Source organism: Paenibacillus flagellatus (assembly GCF_003217775.1).
In the GTDB taxonomy this organism is placed as follows: domain Bacteria; phylum Bacillota; class Bacilli; order Paenibacillales; family NBRC-103111; genus Paenibacillus_AB; species Paenibacillus_AB flagellatus.
This window is the reverse complement of sequence record NZ_QJVJ01000007.1, coordinates 276128-296571: the sequence shown is the minus strand read 5'-3', so window position 1 is coordinate 296571 and position 20444 is coordinate 276128. Positions and strand designations below refer to the sequence as shown.

Sequence of the window (20444 nt, the reverse complement as noted above, 5' to 3'; positions counted from 1 at the left end):
TACCGAACCGCCTATCCCAAGCTTAGCGCCGCCACGATCGGATAATGATCCGACGGCAGCCCGCCCCCGTATTCGGTGCGGTCGACCCGCACCGATTCGACGCGGAATTCCGGCGTCGCGAAGACGTAGTCGATCGGCTCCCCCGCCTCGCCGCCCCGGAAGCCGTGGGCGGTTAAGCCCGGGCTGCCTTCCATGGCGGAGTAGGCGTCGATCAGCGCCCGCCCCCCCTCGTCCTCCGTCTCTCCCCGCAAAAAACGGATCGGCCAGTCGCCCGGTACGCTGTTGAAATCTCCCAGCAGCACGGCCGGGATGCCGTCCGACTCGCGCTGCACCCGCATCCGCTCCCGGATGACCCGAACGCCCCCGTCTCTCGCCGCTTGGCTGTAATGGTCGAGGTGCGTGTTGTAGACGTAGAAGGCGGCTCCGTCCTCGCGCCGAACGAACGACGCCCATGTGCAAATGCGGGGGAACATGCTCTCCCAGCTTTTCGAAGCGGCCGTATCGGGCGTCTCCGACAGCCAAAACTGCCCGTGCCGGACGAGCTCCAGCTCGCGCGTGTCGTAAAACACGGCGTTGTGCTCGTTCTCGCGCCCGCCGAAGCGCCCTTCCCCGACCCAGGCGTAGCCGTCCAAAAACGGCTCGAGATCGGTCAGCATCGAATGGTAGCCCTCCTGCGTGCCGACGACGAGCGGGCGGTTCTCTAGAATGGCGGCCGCCGCCCGGCCGATCCGGTGCGGCCAGTAGTTCGCGCCGTCCTTCGTTTCCGGGTAACGCAAATTAAACGTCATGACGGTCATGTTCAAGCCCCTCTTCCCCTTTCGCGAAATAGATCGGATTCGTCATCGCGGCGAGCAGCGTCCGGTCCGCCTCGGCGAAATGCCTTCGCACCTCCGCGCGGAGGAAAGAAAGGCCGCCGCCGACGGGGTGCCGGAACGACCGTGCGGCTGCCGTTCGGGCCCCGGCCCCGGTCTCGGGCCAGGGACCGGACTCCGGCTCGCCTCCGATCGTCCACTCCCGCACCGTCCCTTCCTCGCCAATCAGCCTGACGACGTCGCCCGGCAGCAGACGCTCGGCGCGAAGCTCGACCTCCTCCGGCGCGTCGCCGTTCGCGGGTACGGCGTCGCCGATCCGGTACGGGCCGCACGCCAGCTCGAGGAAAGGCGCGTCCGGCGCATAGCCGATCGACACGTGCCCCCGCGCGATCCCTTCCAGGATGCCGTTCACCGTCTTCGTACGGGCGTACACCCACGTCGTCGGCATCGCGTGGCGGACGTACGGGTGCGGACGATGCGTATCGCTTCCCCCGACGGCAACCAGCCGGCGACCCGACGCCAGCTGCCGGTGCCACCAGTCGAGCGCCGCTTCGTTCGACTCCGACCACGGGCCGTTCCATACTTCGACCCAATCGATGTCGGCGGAGAAATCCCACAGCCACGGACAGTGCCGGCAGTGCGGATGGTTCAGCACGACGCGCGCCCCGCGCTCCCGGGCCGTCCGGATGTTCCGATCGACGTCGTCTTGACCGGCGACCCGGAAGTCGTCCAGCGGCTCCGGCACGCCGAGCAAATTGGCGTGTCCGCGATTCGTCGTGAACTCCATGCCCGGAATGAGGACGACGGACGTTTCGCGCGGATAAGCGGCGTTTTGGCTCGTCGTATTATGGTCCGTCATCGCGAGAAAGTCGCAGCCGAGCTCCTCCATAACGGCCGCATTCTCCAGAAGCGTGAACGTGCCGTCGCTGTGGACGCTGTGCATGTGCAGGTCGCCCTTCAGCCACCGCGGCGTCTCGGGCTCGCATTCCACCGTCACCGTCACGGTGCAGCCGCCCTCCGGCACGCGGTACGCGTTGTGCAGCACCGCCCACTCGCCGGGCGTCAGCTCGCCGGGCGTATACCCCGGGGTCGCTTTCTCCCGCCCGACGAAACATTCGCTGCGGGCGCCGCCGCTCCAGCCGCGCACCTTCCCGGCGTCGCGGACGCCGAGGTCGATCGTCGCCTTCGGCTCGCCGCGCGATTCGACCGCGTAGGCGATACGCAGCGTTTCCGTTCCTTCCGGCATGGCGAACGGAATTTCGATATACGTCCCTTGCTCCTCGCGGGAGATGTCCCGCCGGAACGTGCGGACGAGGCTTTCCTTTGCGCGCGGCATCGACATGATGGCCCCCCTTTCCCCGGCAGCTCCTCACTCCTTGACGGAGCCGAGCATGATGCCGTGAATGAAATATTTTTGCAGGAACGGATAGACGATCAGAATCGGCACCATCGACACGACGATTTTCGCGGCGTTCAGCGTCTTCTCCGAAATTTTTTGCAGCAGCTCCGCCTGGGTGGAGTCGAGCTCCTGGAGGTTGATCTGTACGACCAGCTGCTGAATGTACGTCTGCAGCGGGTAATGCTCCATGTTGCGCATGAAGATCATCCCGTCGAAAAACGCGTTCCAGTGCCCGACGATGCTGAACAGCGTAACGGTGGCGAGCGATGGCAGCGACAGCGGCACGTACACCCGCAGCATCAAATACCACGGGCCGGCGCCGTCCATATAGCCCGCCTCGCTGAGCTCCTTCGGCATATTGCGGAAGAAGTTCATCAGCAGCACGACGTTGAATACCGGCACCGCCCCGGGCAGCACGAGCGCCCAGATCGTGTTGAACATCCCGAGCGCCTTGACGGTCAAATAAAGCGGGATGATGCCGCCGCTGAACAGCATCGTGACGAGCAGAAACCACATGTACGCGTTCCGGTACGGAAACTCCTTCGGGCTTCTCGACAGCGGGTACGCCATCAGAACGGTCAGCACGAAGTTGATTGCGCCCCCGACCAGCACCCGCTTCACCGAAACGTAAAACGAATGGAGAAAATGCGGCTCCTCCATGATTTTCCGGTACGATTCCAGCGTGAATCCTTTCGGCCACAGCTTGACGAAGCCGCCGGCCGCCGCGGCGTTGTCGCTGAAGGAGACGGCGACCGTATGAAGGACGGGGCCGAGCGACACGAACGACAGCAGCAGCATGAAGGCGATCAAGGCCGTATCGAACAGCCGCGCCGATAACGTGCGATTGCGGACCAACGACGGTCACCCGCTTTCTCAAAAAATGCGGTAATTGGCGTACCGGTAAGCCAATCGGTACGACAGGACGATCAGCACGAACCCGATGGCCGACTTCAGCAGGCTGACGGCCGTCGCGAAGCCGTACTGCGCTTGGACGAGGCCGACCCGGTATACGTACGTGTCGATAATGTCGCCGGACTCGTAGACGAGCGGGTTGTACAGGTTGAAAATTTGGTCGAAGCCGGCGTTCAAAATGTTGCCGATGCTGAGCGTGCCGAGCAGAACGACCGTCGAGGCGAGACCCGGCATCGTAATGTAGACGAGCTTCTGGAACCGGCCGGCGCCGTCCATCTCCGCCGCCTCGTAGAGCGAGGGATTGATTCCGGCGAGCGCGGCCAAGTAGACGATGGCGGCGAAGCCGAACTCCTTCCAGATGTCGCTGCCGACGACGATGGCGGGAAACCAGCTGTTGCTCGCGAGGAACATGATCGGCTCGACACCCATCGACTTCAGCGTCTGGTTGACGATGCCGCCGAGCGACAGCATGTCGATGACGATGCCCGCCAAGATCACCCACGAGATGAAATGGGGCAAGTAGACGACCGTCTGCACCCACCGCTTCACCGCCATGATCCGGACTTCGTTCAGCAGCAGGGCGAAGACGAGCGGAACGACGAGATGCGCGACGATTTTGGACAGCGCGATGAAGACGGTGTTGAAGAAGATCACCTTGCTGTCCCGGAGCTCGAACAAGTACGTAAAATTGTCGAAGCCGATCCATTCCGAGTTCCAGATGCCCCGGCCGATCTTGAAATCTTGAAAGGCGATGACGATGCCGAACATCGGGACGACATGGAACAGGACAAGCAGGACGACGCCCGGCAGCAGCATGAGATGGTAGTGCTTGTGATACGACTTCATATTCACGGCTCGGCCCTCCTAGTCGAAAGGTCGGGAGGCCGCGAAGCGCCGCCGCTCCCCGCGCACGCGGCGGCGCTTCCGTGCCCCGGCCTTTATTTGCCTTTGGACTTGTCGACTTCCTGCTGCACTTCCTTCGTGATGTCGTCCCCGCCTTGCGACTTCCAGTCGGCGACGAATTTGTCGAACGCGTCGAGCGGCAGCTCGCCCATGACGATTTTCAGAAACGTTTCCGTTTCCAGCTTTTGCAGGTTCGCCCATTTCCGCTCCATCGTCTTCGTCGTCGCCGTATATTCGCTGTACACCTGGTTCATTTTCCGCTTCAGCAGCTCGGCCGGCGCGGTATAGCCGTAAAACGTCCGCCACACCTTCAAGTCGGCCTTCGGCTTCGCCTTGTCGATCATGGCGTTGTCGTACAGCGCCTTCATTTCCGGGTTCAGCGACTCGGGCTTGATTTCGCCGTTCATCGCTTTTTTCAACGTCTCGGACTTCCGCTCGACCGCGTCCGCGTAATCGTACGTGGCGTTGCCGATCGGCCAATATTCGGCGCTGACCGTAAAGTCGAGCTTCGCCGAATCCGGGTCCGTCTTCCGTTGGGCGGCGATGAACGTATTGGCGTATACGACGGCCGCCTCCGGATGCTTCATCCCTTTCTTCACGACGATAAACCGGTTGCTGACCGGTACCATCAAATTGTTGTACTGCCCTTTGGCGTCGGGGATCAGGTAAGGCTCGAACTCCGCCTTCGGGTTGTTCGTCATCGTGTCGGCGACGACGCCGCCCGACCACCACGGACCGAAGAACATGCCGGCCTGCCCGGCGATGACCGGCTGGTTGCCGTCCTTGCGCAGGGCGAATTCCTTGTCGATCAAGCCGGCGGCGTACATGTCGCGCAGCTTGCCGAGCGCCTGCTTCGTCTCCGGCGACAGGGAGCCGTATACGATTTTGCCCGAGCCGTCCTTGATCCAGTTGGCAGGGTAAGCGTTATACGCAAGGAACAGTCCCTTCCAATTGTGGTGGCCGGCTTTGCCGGGGACGTTGATGCCGCTCGAGCCGGTCAAGCCGATCGTGTCCGCCTTGCCGTTGCCGTCCGGATCGCGCTCGACGAACGCCTTGGCGATCGCCGCGATGTCGTCGACGCTTTTCGGCGGCTGCAAGCCGAGCTTGTCGAGCCAGTCCTTGCGCACCCACAGCAGGCTCGCCGCATCCGCCTGCACGCTGATGTTCGGAATGCCCATCAGCTTGCCTTTGTACGTCGCCTTCTCGATCGCCTTGTTGTTCGTCGAGGCGTACAGCTCCTTCGTTAGCGGCGACGCGTACTTCTCGTAGACGCCGCTCAAGTCTTCGAGCTGGCCCGCTTCGGCGAGCGACAGAAATGTCGGCTCGTCGACCATCAGCACATCCGGAATGTCGCCGCTCGCGATCGCGAGCTTCGATTTTTGATCGTAGTCCGTCCCCGACGCGTACCACAATATTTTGAAATCGATGTTCGTTTTATCCTTGATGTATCGCGTATATTGGTTGTTTTCCACCGTGTCGCCGGCCGTCAGCTTCGCGCCGGCGCTGACGCTTTTGAAGGTGGTCACCTCGATCGGATTCGGCATCCGGAACGGATCGATTTTCGCCGGTTGGCCCGCCGCCGGATCGGCCGCTTTTTGCCCGCTTCCCCCTTCCGCCCCCTGGCCGCCGCTTCCGCATGCCGACGCCAGCACCGCAAGCGCCGTCACGGCAATCCACGTTGTCGCTTTTTTCATCGCGTATCCCTCCCGTTTCGTTTTAACGTTCGCCGGCCTCGCATGGGCCGGTACCGTCCTTCCGTTCAATGGTCCGTTGCCGCCCGGACCGGGGCCGCCGCGCACGAGCCGCGCTCGACCATTTCCGTGGCGATCAGCGCCCGCTTCACCGAGCGGTTCCCGGAGACGCATTGGTCGATCAGCAGCTTCGCCGCCTCCCGTCCGAGCTCTTCGCCGAATAGCTTCACCCCCGTCAACGGAGGATGAAGCTCGGCTGCGAATACCGTTTCGTCGCTGAACGCGATGACCGACAAGTCGCCCGGAATGGCGATTCCCGCCTCCGCCGCCGCTTTGTAGACGCCGACCGCCATTTTGTCCGTATCGGTAATGATCGCCGTAATATCGGGATGCTTTGCGATCGCTTTTTTCGATACGGCGTATCCGAAGTCGGACGACGTTTGGTTCGGGTCTTTATGGACGAGCAGCTGCGGATCGAACGGCACGCCGGCTTGCTCGAGCGCTCTCCGGTAGCCCAGTCCGCGGTCCGCGGATACGGTTTTGCCGGCGGAGGCGTTCAGAAACAAGATGCGCCGATGCCCGAGTCCGAGCAAATACTCGGTCACCTGCCTGCCGTTCTCGACGTTGTCGTTGTCGACGTACGATACTTTCGATTCGAATTCTCCGGACGGCCTGCCGATGACGACCAACGGCAGCTTCTGGCGGATCCGGTCGGCGATGCGGACGTCGCCCTCCACGGGATCGAGGAGAATGTCGCCGTCCACCGGTTCTTTCGCCAAATGGGGCACTTCGTCCAAGTACGTTCTCGACAGCGAATTGACGAGAAGCCGGTATCCGCTCGAGCTGCACTCGCTCAATACGCCGTTCAGCAGCGACAGATGGAACAAGCTGAATTTGACCCGTTCGCCGGGCATGTTCAAGCCGATGATGCGGGTCGTCTTGTTCGCCAAGCTTCTCGCCCAGTAATTCGGTTTGTAATCCAACTGACGGGCGGCGGCCAGAACCCGTTCGGTCACTTCTTTGCTGATCGGCCGCTTCTGGCTGAACACGCTGGACACCGTGCTCTTCGAAACGCCTGCCGTTCTGGCTACATCGTCGATCGTGGCCAAGTACCCTCCCCCTCGCTTCGTTCGTTTTCGTTCTCACCGAATAGATTAAACCGGTTTTATAAACGGAGTGTTAGTGCGATGTTGATATTGTGTGAAGCTGCGTGAAAGGTGCGCGTTCGCAAGCGTTATACGGATATATATTCACGAAACCGGTTTAATAACACCATCGGGTAAAACGCTTTCTTCGGCGGACGATGCGGCTGCCGGGAGAACCGTCGTCTCGGCGCGGAGAACGGTCCTTTACGCAATCGTTACCAAATCTTTACGCGGCCGACATATTCCCGCCCCTCCGTTCGCCTATAATGAAAAGGCGAAACGAACCCGTCTCGAACAATGGCGAAAGGATGGAACGCCCCATGTCAAAACGTTTGTTGCATTCGGTTCTGCTTTTCTCGATCGCGGCCGCTCCGTTCGGCTGGAACGAGCCCGCGCGGGCGGAACCGGCCATACCGGCAACCGTTTCCTTTTTGTATTTCAACGACGGACACGAAATCGCCCCCGTGTCGGACAAGCTCGGAACCCGAGGAGGAGTCGCGCGGATCAAGACGCTGGTCGATCGCGTGAACAACGAGAAAATCGTCGCGTTCGGAGGCGATCTCGGCGGCGGCACGCTTTTCGGCGGCGTGTTCAAAGGGTTTCCGATGGTCGAAGCGTTCAACGCGATTCCGATCGACGTGGCGAATTTCGGTCAGCACGATTTCGATGCGGGTGCGGCGAATACGATCGAATTGGTCAAGGCGTCCCGATTCGACTGGATTTCGTCCAACTTGGCGGGCCAGGACGGGAAGCCTTTCGCCCAAGTGCCGGCATACAAGCTGTTCGACAAGCAGGGCATCCGCATCGGCGTCATCGGCTTGACGAGCGCCATGGATACGACGACCCAGGACGATCACGTGAAGCAGCTGGACGTCATCGAGTCGGCCCGGAAAGCGGTGGAGAAGCTGAAGCGGGACGGGAACCCCGATCTCGTCATCGCGTTGACCCAGCAGCCGGTCGCCGACGATAAAGCGCTGCTGCAGGCCGTTCCCGAAATCCGGGTCGTCTTTACCGAGGAGGAGGCCGAGGAGCGGTCGTCCGTTCATGAAGTAAACGAGGGGAACCGGCTTATTTTCTCTCCCCAAGGGAACATGGGATCGGTCGTCCGCTTGGATATCAGCAAAACGTCCGACGGAACCGTCACTCTTTCCCACGACATCTGGAAGGCCGATGAAACCGTTCCGGAGGACAAGGCGCTGGCCGAACTGGCTGCAGCGTACCAGGCCAAGCTCGACGAGGAGCTGGGGAAGCCGATCGCCGTGACGAAAACCGATTTGGCCTACGGGGACAACCACGAGTCCCGCTACCGGGAAACCGCCGTCGGCAATTGGATCGCGGACGCCTACAAGGATTACTACCGGACCGACGTCGCGTTCGCGAACGGCGGCGGCATCCGGGCAAGCGCGAAAGCGGGAACGTTCACGTTGAAGGACGCCAAGTCCATCCTGCCCTTCGGCAACAAAATCGTCGCGGCGGAGATGAGCGGGGAAACGCTGCTAGCCGCTCTGGAGAACGGCGTGTCCGCGACCGAACAGCTGGCCGGCCGGTTTCTGCAGGTGTCCGGCGTCTCGTACGTCTACAATCCCGGCAAGCCTACGGGGCGGCGGATCGAGGATGCGGAGGCGAACGGCGTTCCCGTCGACAAGAACGCCCGGTACAAGGTCGCCTTGTCCAACTATATGTTCACGGGCGGCGACAGCTATACGATGTTCGGCGACGCGAAAAGCATCGTCTCGGCGAATGAAGCGCTGACCGACGTCGAGCTGCTCGTGGCGTATGCGAAGAAGCTGGGCACGATCGATGCGAAGACCGAAGGACGGATCCGCGTTAACGGCTTCGTCGACGTCCCCTTCGGTCATTGGGCGCAGGAAGGCGTGTACGGGCTGTACGGCCAAGGCTGGATGGACGGAACGGATGCCGGACGCTTCGGTCCCGATCAAGCGATAACCCGGGCGGAATGGGCCGGGCTGCTGAACCGCTCGTTCCCCTTCGATTCCGGATCGGCGTGGAACGGGAACGGTTCGAACCGGCAAGAGCCGGACGCCCCGTTGATGCGGGAAGAAGCGGCGGTTATGCTGAAGGCGGCGCTGGACGCCAACGGCCGTCCGGTCGCGGAGGCGGAATCGGCGAATTTTGCGGACGACGACCGGCTGTCGGACTGGGCGAGAGGCGCGGTAGCCGGATTGGCCCGGCAAGGCTTGCTGACGGGGCGGCTTCACAACCGGTTCGCGCCGAAGGAATACGTCACGCGCGCCGAGGCCGCCCATCTGCTGTGGAAGGCGATGAAATGAAGATGGAAACGGCTCCCGACTTGATCGGGAGCCGTCTTGAGGCTGTTGAGAAAGTCGGGATAGAGAGGAAGTAGGTAAGGCATGGGGCAAGGGAATGCGCTCCACTTCCGTTAAAATCGAGCTGTTTTCTTTGAAAATCGGGATACAGCTCGATTTTAAAGTCAGCCGCTTCGCTTTACGCGCATCTCCCTCCCCCATTTCGTATCTCATAAACACTCCTAGGACTTTCTCAACAAGCCGGTGACGGCTCCCGATCTAATCATCGGGAGCCGTTGTGTTGAGGGAAGAGCTAATGGATGTCCTTTTTCTTGAACCGGCCGCCCCGCACGTCATGGATGTTGCCGATGGCGAGAAACGCCGACGGGTCGAGCTCCTCGACGATCGACTTCAGCTTCGCTTCCTCGAGCCGGGTGACGACGCAAAAGATGACCTGCTTGTCGTCGCCGGTATAGGCGCCTTCCCCGCTCAAATACGTGACGCCGCGGCCGAGCCGGTTCAAAATCGCGTCTCCGAGCGTCCGGTACTCGTCGCTGATGATCCAAACCGACTTCGACTCGTTGAACCCCTCGATCGTCAAGTCGATCATTTTGAAGGCGATGTAGTACGCGATCAGCGAGTACATCGCGCGGTCCCAGCCGAAGACGAAGCCGGCGCTGCCGAGAATGAACAGGTTGAAAAACAGGACGATTTCGCCGACCGAGAACGGCGACCGCTTGTTCAGCAAGATCGCCACGATCTCCGTCCCGTCGAGCGAGCCGCCCGTCCGGATGACCATGCCGACGCCGATGCCGAGGATGATGCCGCCGAATACGGCCGCGAGCAGCGGATCGATCGTAATCGGAGCGACCGGGTGAAGCAGCGCCGTGCCGACGGACATGACGATAACGCCGTACAGCGTGGACAACGCGAACGTTTTGCCGATTTGCTTGTAGCCGATATACAGAAACGGCAAGTTGATCACCGTCAAAAACAGGCCTAACGGCAGCCCCGTCAAATGCTGGCTGATGATCGAGATGCCGACGACCCCACCGTCGATAATATGGTTCGGCACCAAAAAAATTTCGAGACCGACGGATACGAGCGCCGCGCCCAAAAAAATAAGCAGCGCCCGGCTGACGATTTGCAGCTTCGTGCTGCGCTTGTGCTGCCGGCAAGCTTCGGCCGGCGTTCCGGGGGATGACGCCAATGCGAACGTCTCCTTTCTGCCACAGGTCGGAGTGGATCACGGTTGTAGTGTACCCACGATTCCCCTTCGTTACCAACCCGGCTTGCGGAAGCGTTCACCGGTAGCCCGATACCGCGATGAGGAAAATGCCCGTTACGACGACGACGGAAGCCGCAATCCGGACCGCGCCGTGCTTCTCCTTCAGGACGACCATGCCGAGCAGCGCCCCGAACACGATGCCGACCTCCCGCAGCGGCGCGATATACGTCACCTGGGCGTGCTGCATCGCGAACAGGAACAGCAAATACGAGCCCGGCGACAGAACCGCCCCTACCGCGAACGACTTCCAGCGGCGGACGACCGTGCGCCGGATGGCGCCGGAGGCGACAGCCGCCGGGGTCAAGCCCAGAATGAACCCGACATTCGTGACGGCGAGCAGCGCGAGCGGCGACAAGGCAGCGAGATTAAGCTTGTCGACGAGCGTATAACACGTCGTGCATAACCCGACGGAGAGCGCCAGCAAAAACGGCTTGAACGGCACGTGCGGACGGCCGCGCAGCGGATTCCAGCCGCTCATGACCGCAAAGCCCGCGATCAGGCACGCGATGCCGAGCCAGCCTCCGACGGGAAGCGACTCGCCGAGGAAGACGACGCCGAGCACGGGGATGAGCAGCGTGGACGTTCCCCGCATGACCGGGTAAGCCTGGGACAGGTCGCTCCGCTTGTACGTCCGGGCGAGCAGCAGCGCGTAGACGCTTTGGAGCGCGATCGACAGGGCGACCGGAAGAAGCGCCCGGGCCGTAACGGGAAGCCGCGACGCTTCGGCCACGGCGAGCGGCAGCAGCGCAATCGTCGACGGGATGTACATCGCCCACAAAAAAGCGGCCTTGTCCTCGCTTTGCTTGGCAAACAAATTCCACACCGCATGGGCGAGTCCCGAACCGATGACGAAAAGCAGCGAAAGCTCCGGCAATGACATGACGTCCCTCCTCATTTCACACAAAAACAAATATACACACATATATACAACATAATTAACATAAATACAACATCATTTTCGGGCAAAAAAAAGAACCGACCGTTTCTTCGGCCGATCCCGTTCGAATGTCCGCCTTCCTTTCCGTTCCTTGCCCGCCCTACTCGAAGACGATTTCGATTCCGTGCCGGGCATATCGCTCCACAATAGCCCGGTCGATGCCCGGGTCGGTGACGAAGCGCTCCACCTCGCCGGCGCCGCATATTTTCGTCAGCGACACGCAATCGAACTTGCTGCTGTCCGCCAGCGCGATCGTGCGCTTCGCGTTGCGCAGCATCGTCTTCTTCACCTGGATTTCCCCGATGCCGAAGTCGGTTATCCCTTCGGCGATCGTCACCCCGCTCATGCTCATGAAGAACAGGTCGGGATGGAACCGCGCCGCGAACTGTTCGGCCAAGTCGCCGATGACGCTCTGCTCCGCGTTGCGGATGACGCCCCCGATCAGCACGATCGTATAGTGAGGCATGTCGACGAGCACGTTCGCGATCGGCAGCGAGTTCGTAATGACCGTCAGCCGCTCGAACTTCGTCTTCAGCAGCTTGGCGAATTCGGTATTCGTCGTGCTGACGTCCATGGCGATCGACTGCCCTTCGGAGACGTACCGCGAAGCGATTTCGGCCAGCTCGCTCTTCTCCTTCCGGAAGGCCGTCTCCCGGACCGGAAGCGGAATTTCCCGGCTGTAATCCAATTCGTTCGAGATCGCGCCGCCGTGAACGCGCTTCAGCGCTCCTTGCGCCTCCAAATGCTCCAAATCGCGGCGAATCGTCTCGAACGACACGCCGAACAGCTCGATCAGCTCCGACGCCTTGACCGATTTTTCCCGCTCCAGCTTTTGAACGATCGCTTGATGCCTTTGCTGCGCAAACAATCCGTTCCCCTCCGTCCGCATCGCCGCCGCCGGCGGCACATCGCTATGTCCCACAGTGTACCATAAAGCCCGGTACTACGGAAAGTTAGTACTATTCCGCCGCTTGCCGCCGTCGTAAACTAGGATCAGGTGCTAAGACGTGACCATAACCGTCCGATAACGCGGACGATACCGGGCTCAAGGCTCATCCGCAGCGTCCGGCGCCAAACTCCCGAACGAGGTGTTGGATCATGACAAGAAGAAGAAATACGGCGGCATTTACGTTTCTGGCTTGGGCGTCGTTCGCCTGCGCGTTTATCGCCATGTTCATCGGCATTTATACGCTGGAGGAGCCGCTTTCGGTCAAAGGCTACTACGCCGTAGCGGCCCTGTACTTGACGATGTCCGCTTTCGTCCTGCAGAAGACGATCCGCGATAACCAGGAAGACGCCCCCACCGGCAAAAGACGGAATACCGGCGCCTTCACGTTCCTGTCCTGGGCGGCGTTCGGCACCGCGCTCGTCGCCATGTTCATCGGCATTTGCAACCTGAACCAGCCGCTGTCGGTGCAAGGCTACTATGCGGTATGCGCGCTGTTTCTGACAATGTCCTCGTTCGTTCTGCAAAAGACCGTCCGCGACAACAAAGAGGACGACGACCTGATCGTCTCCGTCCCGTCAGAGCCGCACGAGTAACCGGGCGCGATGCGCCGGTTGCAGCCGGAAAGTCGGGCTCCCGTCCGCCTCCATGCCGGTCACCCGCCCCTTTCGGATCGGCGGGCGCCGACATACACATATTGGAAAATAGGGAATCGGGGGAATGCGAAAATGGGATGCCGACGAACACGAGGGCGATCCCGACGGGGTGCCATGCGCGTCAAAACGCGAAAGCGAAAAAGTGTGCGCGGCAGACGCGGAGCGCGTGTATGGAACAGGCGCTCCGCCTGTAGGCGCGTACGAAGACGGCGGAGAGGATGGCTCGCTTACCGGCCCGGGCCAAACGGAGCCCGGGGACCGGGGGGGCTGCTTGGCCCGCCCGGACCGGCGGGGCTTCCGGGGCCGGCCGCCGAGGGGCCGGCAGGTCCGCGAGGAGCGGAAGGGCCGGGCGGGCCTCCGGGCGGAGAAGGGCCCGCGGGGCTGCAAGGCCCTCGAGGCGCATCGGGCGGGCCCGGCGCCCGCGGCGAGAGCGGCGCGGCCGGTCCCGTCGGGCCGGAAGGGCCGCAAGGCATACCGGGGGAGGTCGTCGTCCCTCCGATTGCGATCGTCCCCGGAGGGGGACGCTATTTCTACATCGCCGATTCGGACATGGACTTGACGGCGCCCGTCGTCCTCCCGGCCTCCGAGTTTACGAACGACGACGGAGCCGAGGTCGCCTCGTTTCCGACGCTCGGGCCGTTCAGCTATACGAATTTGTATGTCAACGGCATGATGCAAGGAGGCGGATCGTTCCGCGCGACGCCAACCGCGCTTACGCTTAACGCGGGGGACGGTACCATTATGGCCGGAACGCCGATCGTTCTCGAGGTGATGAACTTCACCGCCGTCCCGCTCCTGTAAAATTGAGGAAATCCACCCTCGCGCTCCGCCCTTCCTTTTCGAGACAAGCTGCATTTACTAAGGAAAGGAGGGAGGTGAGCACAATGCCGATAGTCAAACCGTTTATGGCCGGCCGGCGCTTCTCCGGCACGTTCGGAGCCGGTACCGGCACCGGCGCCACATTCGCCATCGCCGCCACGGCGTTCACCGACGATACCGGCGCCGCCGCGACCGCATTCCCGGCCTCGTACGCGTACTACAACCTGTATATCAACGCGGTGCTGCAGACGGGCGACACGTCCACCGTCACGACGACGGCGATTACGATTCCGGGCGGCGACGCCCTGGACGACGCCACCCCTCTTATTGTCGAATTTATCATAACCTGATTCGTCCGGCCCAAAACAAAGAAGCAGAGAGCGATTGGCGTCTCTGCTTCTTTGTCGTCCGGCTTGCCGACTTACAGCTTGACCGGCTGGCCGAGCTTGACGGATTCGTAGCCGGCCAAGGCAACCTCGGCGGAACGAAGCCCGTCGACCCCGCTGATCGGGGCGGGGGCGCCGCTCAGCAGCGCGTCGACGAACGATTCGACCATGTGATGGTCCATCGAGTCGCCCCAGAACAAATACTGCCCTTTCCCCGCATCGTCGTTGTAGAGCTCGGTCTTCTGCGCGAAACTGTCGACCGAGATCGAGCCTTTCGTGCCGACGATTTCCATCGTCACATCGCCCCAGGTCGGGAACGACTTCGGCCGCGACCAGCTCGTGTCGAGCACGCCGAAGACGCCGTTTTCGAACTTGACGTGGATCATTCCCGCGTCGTCCACCTTGAGCTCCTCATGGAACAGCGTGGCCGCGTACGCGTACACCTCCGTTACCTTCGAGCCGGTAAACCAGTTCATCAAGTCCATGACGTGGACCGTATGGTCGAGCAGCGCACCGCCTCCGGACAGCTCCGGCTCGACGAACCAATTGCCCGGCATCGAGCCGCGGTTCGTTCCTTTGATCGCCAGGATGCGTCCGATTTCGCCGCGGTCGATCGCCGCCTTGGCGTTGACGACGGCCGCTATGTACCGGCAAGGAAACGCCGTCATGAGCTTAACGCCGTTTTCGTCGCACGCATCGATCATCCGTTTCATTTCTTCTACGGACAGGCCGAGCGGCTTTTCGCAAATGACGTGCTTTTTCGCTTTCGCGGCGTCGATCGTCAGCTGCGCATGGAACGCGTTCTCCGAGCAGATGACGACCGCGTCGAGCGAATCTTGCGCGAGCAAATCCCGGTAATCGGCGTAATAAGCGAGCCCGTGCTTCCCGACGACTTCCTCGACGCGGCTTTTCACCTCGTCCGCGATGCCGACGAGCTCGACTTGCGGAAGCGCGAGCAGCGAGTGCAAGTAAGAGAACGCATGCCCGTGCGCAAAGCTGATCATGCCGACCTTCAGCTTATTCATCGCGATCCCTCCCGTGCTGCGGATTCGAATTGGACGGCTCGGCCGGTACGGGTCGATTCGACGATCGCGAGCCCGATTTCGAGCGCTTTATAGGCGTCCTGCGCCGTTACGAGCGGCTCCCGGTTTTCCCGCATGCAGTCGATGAAATGTTCGATTTCCAGCTCGAACGGCGACCGGTAGCCGGGGCTTTGCGGCACTTCGACGAACGGGCCGCCCGCATCGGCGGCCGCCGCCTTGCGCACCTGGAGCGAAACGGACTTGGAGCTGTCGCTGCGGATGACGCCTTTGCTTCCGGCGATTTCCGCGGCCGTCGTGAACGGTCCCGGGTATCCCCAATACGCCTCGACGTTCGCGACCGCGCCGCTTTCGAAGACGAGCGTGGCCGACGCGTAGTCGACGTCCCCTTCGACCGTACGCAGCCCGTAGGCCGAGCGCACCTCGCCGAGCGACCAACGGAAGAAGTCGATATCGTGAATCATCAGGTCCAGAATAACGCCGCCGCTCTGGGCGTCGTCCATGAACCACGGCCGGCGCAGGCCGGGATGTCCGCCGATCCGCTTGGCGTGGGCGACGCCGACGCGTCCGATCGAGCCGGCTTCGATTTGCCGTTTCATCTGCGCGTATTCCGGGAAGAAACGGACGACGTGGCCGACGAACAGACGGACGCCGTTCGCTTCGCATTCGCGGATCATCTCCGCCGCATCGTCCAGATGGAGGGCGATCGGCTTCTCGCAGATGACGTGCTTGCCCGCACGGGCCGCCTGAATCGCGAACGGCTTGTGCAGGTTGCTCGGCAGCGTGACGCTGACGACGTCGCAGCCGGATTGCGCCAGCATTTCGTCGAACGACGCATACGCTTTCGCTCCGGTACGCTCGGCCAGCTTCTCCCGCAGGTCCGGCTCGATATCGCATACTCCGACCACGGTCACGCCGGGGATGGCCGCATAACAGCTCGCATGCACGTTCCCGAGTCCGCCGCAGCCGACAATGGCTACTTTCATGGCTTTTCCTCGCTCCATTTCGTTGTATAATGGTAACTAAAGCCTAGATTACCTCCTTTGCAGGGCGGCGTATATGCCGTCATTTGTCCGCTTTGTATCCAATTTTGTCACGACCGAAAGCGCGGTGCGTCCGAAATGGAAATTTATAAGGAACCGATCCATTATTTAAATCCCGTCTTGTGCATCAAGGTGGGGCAGTTCATGGTGCAGCCGCCGAAGCGTCCGGCCGTCCATCAGGAGATTCGATGGCATTATCATAAGGAAGTCGAGTTCATCCTCGTCCAGCAGGGCGTTCACGAAATTTATACGCCGAACCGGGCGTACACGCTCCGTCCGCGGGACGTCGTCGTCATCGGCTCCTCTCAGCTGCACCGGGGCCGAGCCTCCGGCGACGAGGAGCTGGTGTACATCGTGCTGCACGTCGATCTCGAGCCATACTTCGACCCGGCGATGATGCGCTATTACCGGCATTTCTCGGAGGTGCACCATCCTCTCGAGGAGCTGAATTACATGTTTCGGGAAGATCCGGACGTCCGGGCCGAGGTAGGATTCATCATCGAAAAAATTCACGAGGAAATGACGGGGAAAGCGAAGGGGTACGAAATCGCCGCCAGCATGCATATCAAGCATTTGCTGCTGACGCTGCTGCGTGGCGATACGCGCGGGCTGCTCCAAGCGCATGAATTCGTCGACGCCGGCGTCATGAAGCCGATTCTCGAGTATGTGGACCGCCATCTCGCGGAGAAGCTCGATATGGAGACCGTCAGCCACATTGCCGGCATGAGCTACTTTTACTTTTCGAAATATTTCAAAAAAGCGATGGGCTCCTCGTTCATCGACTACGTTAACCGGAAGCGGATCGCCAAGGCGGAGCGGCTTCTCGTCACGAGCGGCGAAAGCGTGAACGAAATCGCCCGGTCGGTCGGCATCGAGAATATGGCCCATTTTTACGAGCTGTTCAAGCGGTACAACGGCTGCACGCCGAAGCAATATTTGCGCAAAATCGGGACGGGGGGCGAATGAAGGCTTGGCGCGAACCGGACGCCCGGCCCCGATCACAACGGATGCCGTTCGTTATCTCATTGTCCGCCCCCCGACTGCTGCCGGCCGGTTGATGACTTTTTGTCGCCTCCCTGCTTCTTGTCCTCCTGCTTGTTTTTGTCCTCTTTCTTCTGCCCGCCCGCCTTTTTGTCTTTCGAGCTCATCCCGCCTCCCGCCTTCTCGGAGGACGTTTTCTTGAGCTGCTCCTGCTCGGCCTTCTGTACCTGCTGCCGGTCGTACTGCTGAATTTCTTTGTACATCTGATAATGCTTTTTCAACTCCTGGTCGATGATGCTTGGCTGCTGCTGCTGTTGCTGCGACTGCTGCTTTTGGGCGTTCTGGTCCTGCTTCTTCACCGGTCCCCCGCCTCCCCCGCACGAAGTCAAGGCGACGGCGACCGCGGTCGCGACGATCCATTCGGCACGCTTCTTCATGGCGTTCCTCCGTTCTTTTTTGGGTTTAGCTTTCCCCCATTTGCGACGCTCATGCCCGCGGCAGAGTCGGACCCCGATTGGAAAAAGTTTCATCCCTCCAATTGTTCGACAATAATTGACACTGTTCGTCAAAATCCTATACGATTATGGCAGTCTCTATTTTGCGCGGAGGGTTCTTATGCGACTGATCCAAATCTCGGAATACGACGAACGCACGATGCAGCTGGCCAAGCCCGTGTACGACTCGCACCGCCGGGTACTGTTAGGTGCGAACCACCGGATTCATCCGAAAATTCTCGATCGGCTCATCGATATGGGCATTCGCATTTTGTTTATCGAAGATGCGGAATCGCGGGGCATTACGATGGAGGAAATGATGGACATGCCGACATGGCTCGACGTCGTCCAAGTCGTGCGCGAATGCTTCGACGCCGCGTCCGCCAAAAAACCGTTGGCGGTCAAACCCGTGCTGGCCGCCGCCGGGAAGCTGATTGCCGAAATGAAGCAGCGTCCGGTGCTCGTCCCGATCCCGACCACGACGGTCCCTGCGGAGCTGAAGGCGTATGCGCACGCCGTCAACGTGGCGCTGCTGTCGCTGCAAATCGGCAAGCATCTCGGGTATAACGAGCTGCAGCTGCGCGACCTGGCGGTGGGCTGCCTGCTGCACGATATCGGCAAGGCGATCGCCGCCGATCGCGCGAAGCATCCGGAGGCCGGCTTCGAGCTGCTTCGCGGCATCCGCGAGCTGAGCCTGCTGTCCGCCCACGTCGCGTTCCAGCACCACGAGACGCTGGACGGCGAAGGCTTCCCGCGCGGGCTCAAAGGCGACGTGCTCGAATTCGCGCAAATATGCGGGCTCGCCAATCTATACGAGAACGCCGTATCCGAGCGAAGCTTGCCGCCGCACGAGGCGCTCGAAATCGTCATGACCAAAAACGAAACCGCCTATGCCGGCAAGCTCGTGCAGGCGTTTGTTACCGGCGTTCCGTCCTATCCGCCCGGCACGAAGGTGAAGCTGAGCAACGGCTTCGATGCGATCGTCGTCCGCATCGAAGCCCACATGCACCGTCCGGTCGTCCGTCTCGTGTCAAACGAAACGGAGCTGCCGCTGGCCGACCATCCGTCGGTGACGGTGCTTCAAGTATGCTGACGGTCGGAACGCCCGATATACGGCGAAAAGCCGTGAAGCGAAGCTCGCTTCACGGCTTTTCGTCATTTCGTATTTCGTATCGTCTTTCAGGAAGTAGCCGTAGAGTCCGGCTCCTTGACCGCCGGCTGAACCGTCGATCCCGTTTCGGTCGCCGCCGCCACCGGCGGCAAACCGGCGGCGCCGGACAGGCGCGAGGTCAAGCCCTTCACCAGCTTGTCGACATCGATGCCCGAGACGCTCTTGAGCATCTCCGGGGCGGTCGCCATCAGCGACGTTACGTAATTGCTCACGCGAGCCGCTCCTTCGCCGTGCCCGGTATCGACGACGGTCAGCTTGTCGATCGAGCCGATCGGCTCGGCGACTTTGCCGGCCAGCTCCGGCAGCATCTTCACGATGATGTCGAGCACCGCCGCCTCGCCGAACTTCTCGAACGCCTCGGCCAGCTTCTGCTTCGCTTCCGCCTCGGCGAGGCCTCGCAGCCGGATGACCTCGGCCTCCGCCGCCCCTTTCGCCCGCTCCGCCTCCGCGATCGCGAGACCTTCGAGCCGCTTCTGCTCGGCCATCGCCCGCGCTTCCGCCTCGATCTTATACTGCGTCGCATCCGCCTCGAACATGCGCCGCGCTTTGTCCGCCTCCGCCGCCTGCTCGACGGCGTACCGGTCGGCGTCCGCCTTCTTCTTCACTTCCGCGTCGTACTGCTTCTCGCGGCGCAAAATTTCTTTCGCCTCGAGATCGATTTCCCGCTCCTTGCGGACGAGCTCGACCTTCATCTGCTCCTCGACGACGCTCTGCTTCGACCGGGCCTCCTGGATATGATACGCCTGATCCGCTTCGGCTTTCGCCATATCCTGGTCCTTCTTGAACGCCGCCGTCTTCAGCTCCTTCTCCTTCGTCGCCTCGGCGATGTTCGTATCGCGCAGCAGCTCGGCCTTCATCCCTTCCTCCTCGGCTTTCGCCTTCTGGATCCGGGAATCGCGGATCGCCTCCGCTTCGGCGATTTCGGCGTCCCGCTTCACCGCCGCGATGCGCGGCTTCCCGAGCGAATCGAGATAGCCGTGCTTGTCGCGCACGTCCTTGATCGTGAACGAGACGATTTGCAGCCCCATCTTCTTCAAATCTTTCGCCGCGACGCCTTGGACCTCCTGCGCGAATTTATCGCGGTTGCGGTATACCTCCTCGACCGTCATGGAGCCGAGAATCGAGCGCAGATGGCCTTCGAGCACTTCCTGCGCCTCGCCCTTGAGCGCCTCCGTCGGCTTGCCCATGAACTGCTCGGCCGCCGTCGCGACGTCCTCCACCGATCCGCCGATCTTGATGATCGCGACCGCGTCCGTCATGACCGGTACGCCCTGCTCGGTATACACCTCCGGCGTCGACACGTCCAGCTTGAGCGACAACAGCGACAAAAATTCGGCTTTCTGGAAAATCGGAAGAATGAATGCCCCTCCGCCGCGCACGATTTTGATGCGGCGTCCCGTCTCGTCGACGAGCGTATTTTTGCTGCCCAAAAACGATCCGGTCACGATCATCGCCTCGTCCGGACTGACCGTCTTGTACCTCGCCCAAAAGGCCAAACCGAGCACCACGATAACGCCCACGACGATTACGGGAATCAACAACGCTTCCGACAAT

19 protein-coding genes and 1 pseudogene are annotated in these 20444 nt (G+C 61.3%); 7 read left to right on the top strand and 13 right to left on the bottom strand.

Going from position 1 to position 20444, the window contains the following annotated elements:
* Window positions 1-11: 11 nt before the first annotated feature.
* The 6 genes from DLM86_RS17120 to DLM86_RS17095 form a co-directional block, all read right to left on the bottom strand.
* Entirely contained in the window at window positions 12-797 is a 786-nt protein-coding gene (locus tag DLM86_RS17120; RefSeq protein ID WP_110841261.1) for an endonuclease/exonuclease/phosphatase family protein, read from the bottom strand.
* Window positions 778-2154, bottom strand: a complete 1377-nt coding sequence (locus DLM86_RS17115; protein ID WP_245954673.1) for a CehA/McbA family metallohydrolase — start codon at window positions 2152-2154, stop codon at window positions 778-780. The genes DLM86_RS17120 and DLM86_RS17115 overlap by 20 nt, the downstream gene beginning before the upstream one ends.
* A 27-nt stretch (window positions 2155-2181) precedes the next feature.
* Window positions 2182-3066 (bottom strand): carbohydrate ABC transporter permease, encoded by an 885-nt coding sequence (locus tag DLM86_RS17110; RefSeq protein WP_110841260.1) that lies wholly within the window; start codon window positions 3064-3066, stop codon window positions 2182-2184.
* 18 nt (window positions 3067-3084) lie between these two features.
* On the bottom strand, window positions 3085-3975 hold the full coding sequence (locus DLM86_RS17105) for an ABC transporter permease (protein ID WP_110841259.1): 891 nt from the start codon (window positions 3973-3975) through the stop codon (window positions 3085-3087).
* 86 nt (window positions 3976-4061) lie between these two features.
* Window positions 4062-5720 (bottom strand): extracellular solute-binding protein, encoded by a 1659-nt coding sequence (locus tag DLM86_RS17100; protein ID WP_158289523.1) that lies wholly within the window; start codon window positions 5718-5720, stop codon window positions 4062-4064.
* A gap of 65 nt (window positions 5721-5785) precedes the next feature.
* The gene (locus DLM86_RS17095) at window positions 5786-6826 is read right to left on the bottom strand and encodes a LacI family DNA-binding transcriptional regulator (protein ID WP_110841257.1); all 1041 of its coding nucleotides are present in this window, start codon (window positions 6824-6826) and stop codon (window positions 5786-5788) included.
* Between the two features lie 356 nt (window positions 6827-7182).
* Here DLM86_RS17095 and DLM86_RS17090 point away from each other — a divergent pair, with 356 nt between their 5' ends.
* On the top strand, window positions 7183-9153 hold the full coding sequence (locus tag DLM86_RS17090; RefSeq protein ID WP_158289522.1) for a 5'-nucleotidase C-terminal domain-containing protein: 1971 nt from the start codon (window positions 7183-7185) through the stop codon (window positions 9151-9153).
* Window positions 9154-9442: 289 nt separating this feature from the next.
* Here DLM86_RS17090 and DLM86_RS17085 read toward each other — a convergent pair whose 3' ends face one another.
* The 3 genes from DLM86_RS17085 to DLM86_RS17075 all read right to left on the bottom strand — a co-directional run bounded on the left by DLM86_RS17085 (window position 9443) and on the right by DLM86_RS17075 (window position 12222).
* Complete coding sequence (locus DLM86_RS17085; protein ID WP_245954684.1) at window positions 9443-10279, bottom strand: YitT family protein; 837 nt, start codon at window positions 10277-10279, stop codon at window positions 9443-9445.
* A 154-nt stretch (window positions 10280-10433) separates the two neighbouring features.
* Window positions 10434-11297, bottom strand: coding sequence for a DMT family transporter (locus DLM86_RS17080; protein WP_245954671.1), 864 nt, complete (start codon window positions 11295-11297; stop codon window positions 10434-10436).
* 157 nt (window positions 11298-11454) lie between these two features.
* Complete coding sequence (locus DLM86_RS17075; RefSeq protein WP_110841377.1) at window positions 11455-12222, bottom strand: DeoR/GlpR family DNA-binding transcription regulator; 768 nt, start codon at window positions 12220-12222, stop codon at window positions 11455-11457.
* 230 nt (window positions 12223-12452) lie between these two features.
* Here DLM86_RS17075 and DLM86_RS32735 point away from each other — a divergent pair.
* The 4 genes and pseudogenes from DLM86_RS32735 to DLM86_RS17055 form a co-directional block, all read left to right on the top strand.
* Window positions 12453-12650 (top strand): annotated as a pseudogene (locus DLM86_RS32735) (YiaA/YiaB family inner membrane protein); the annotation flags it as partial.
* Window positions 12630-12896, top strand: a complete 267-nt coding sequence (locus DLM86_RS32730; RefSeq protein ID WP_245954682.1) for a YiaA/YiaB family inner membrane protein — start codon at window positions 12630-12632, stop codon at window positions 12894-12896. The pseudogene DLM86_RS32735 and the gene DLM86_RS32730, both read left to right, overlap by 21 nt.
* Window positions 12897-13505: 609 nt before the next feature.
* On the top strand, window positions 13506-13757 hold the full coding sequence (locus DLM86_RS32105) for a DUF4183 domain-containing protein (RefSeq protein ID WP_110841252.1): 252 nt from the start codon (window positions 13506-13508) through the stop codon (window positions 13755-13757).
* 83 nt (window positions 13758-13840) lie between these two features.
* Window positions 13841-14125: a DUF4183 domain-containing protein gene (locus DLM86_RS17055; protein ID WP_110841251.1), complete on the top strand. Its 285-nt coding sequence runs from the start codon at window positions 13841-13843 to the stop codon at window positions 14123-14125.
* A gap of 71 nt (window positions 14126-14196) precedes the next feature.
* Here the strand turns inward: DLM86_RS17055 and DLM86_RS17050 are convergent, their stop codons facing one another.
* Window positions 14197-15186 (bottom strand): Gfo/Idh/MocA family protein, encoded by a 990-nt coding sequence (locus DLM86_RS17050; RefSeq protein ID WP_110841250.1) that lies wholly within the window; start codon window positions 15184-15186, stop codon window positions 14197-14199.
* The gene (locus tag DLM86_RS17045; protein ID WP_110841376.1) at window positions 15183-16187 is read right to left on the bottom strand and encodes a Gfo/Idh/MocA family protein; all 1005 of its coding nucleotides are present in this window, start codon (window positions 16185-16187) and stop codon (window positions 15183-15185) included. The genes DLM86_RS17050 and DLM86_RS17045 overlap by 4 nt, the downstream gene beginning before the upstream one ends.
* Window positions 16188-16322: 135 nt before the next feature.
* On the opposite strand from DLM86_RS17045, the gene DLM86_RS17040 reads away from it, so the two are divergent.
* Window positions 16323-17210, top strand: coding sequence for a helix-turn-helix domain-containing protein (locus DLM86_RS17040; protein WP_110841249.1), 888 nt, complete (start codon window positions 16323-16325; stop codon window positions 17208-17210).
* 56 nt (window positions 17211-17266) lie between these two features.
* Here DLM86_RS17040 and DLM86_RS17035 read toward each other — a convergent pair whose 3' ends face one another.
* The gene (locus tag DLM86_RS17035) at window positions 17267-17662 is read right to left on the bottom strand and encodes a hypothetical protein (protein ID WP_110841248.1); all 396 of its coding nucleotides are present in this window, start codon (window positions 17660-17662) and stop codon (window positions 17267-17269) included.
* 178 nt (window positions 17663-17840) lie between these two features.
* On the opposite strand from DLM86_RS17035, the gene DLM86_RS17030 reads away from it, so the two are divergent.
* The gene (locus DLM86_RS17030) at window positions 17841-18812 is read left to right on the top strand and encodes an HD-GYP domain-containing protein (RefSeq protein WP_110841247.1); all 972 of its coding nucleotides are present in this window, start codon (window positions 17841-17843) and stop codon (window positions 18810-18812) included.
* An 86-nt stretch (window positions 18813-18898) separates the two neighbouring features.
* Here the strand turns inward: DLM86_RS17030 and DLM86_RS17025 are convergent, their stop codons facing one another.
* Window positions 18899-20443 carry a flotillin lipid rafts scaffold protein FloT gene (locus tag DLM86_RS17025; RefSeq protein ID WP_425453973.1) on the bottom strand — a complete coding sequence of 515 codons (1545 nt, stop codon included), beginning with the start codon at window positions 20441-20443 and terminating at the stop codon, window positions 18899-18901.
* Between the last annotated feature and the right edge of the window lies 1 nt (window position 20444).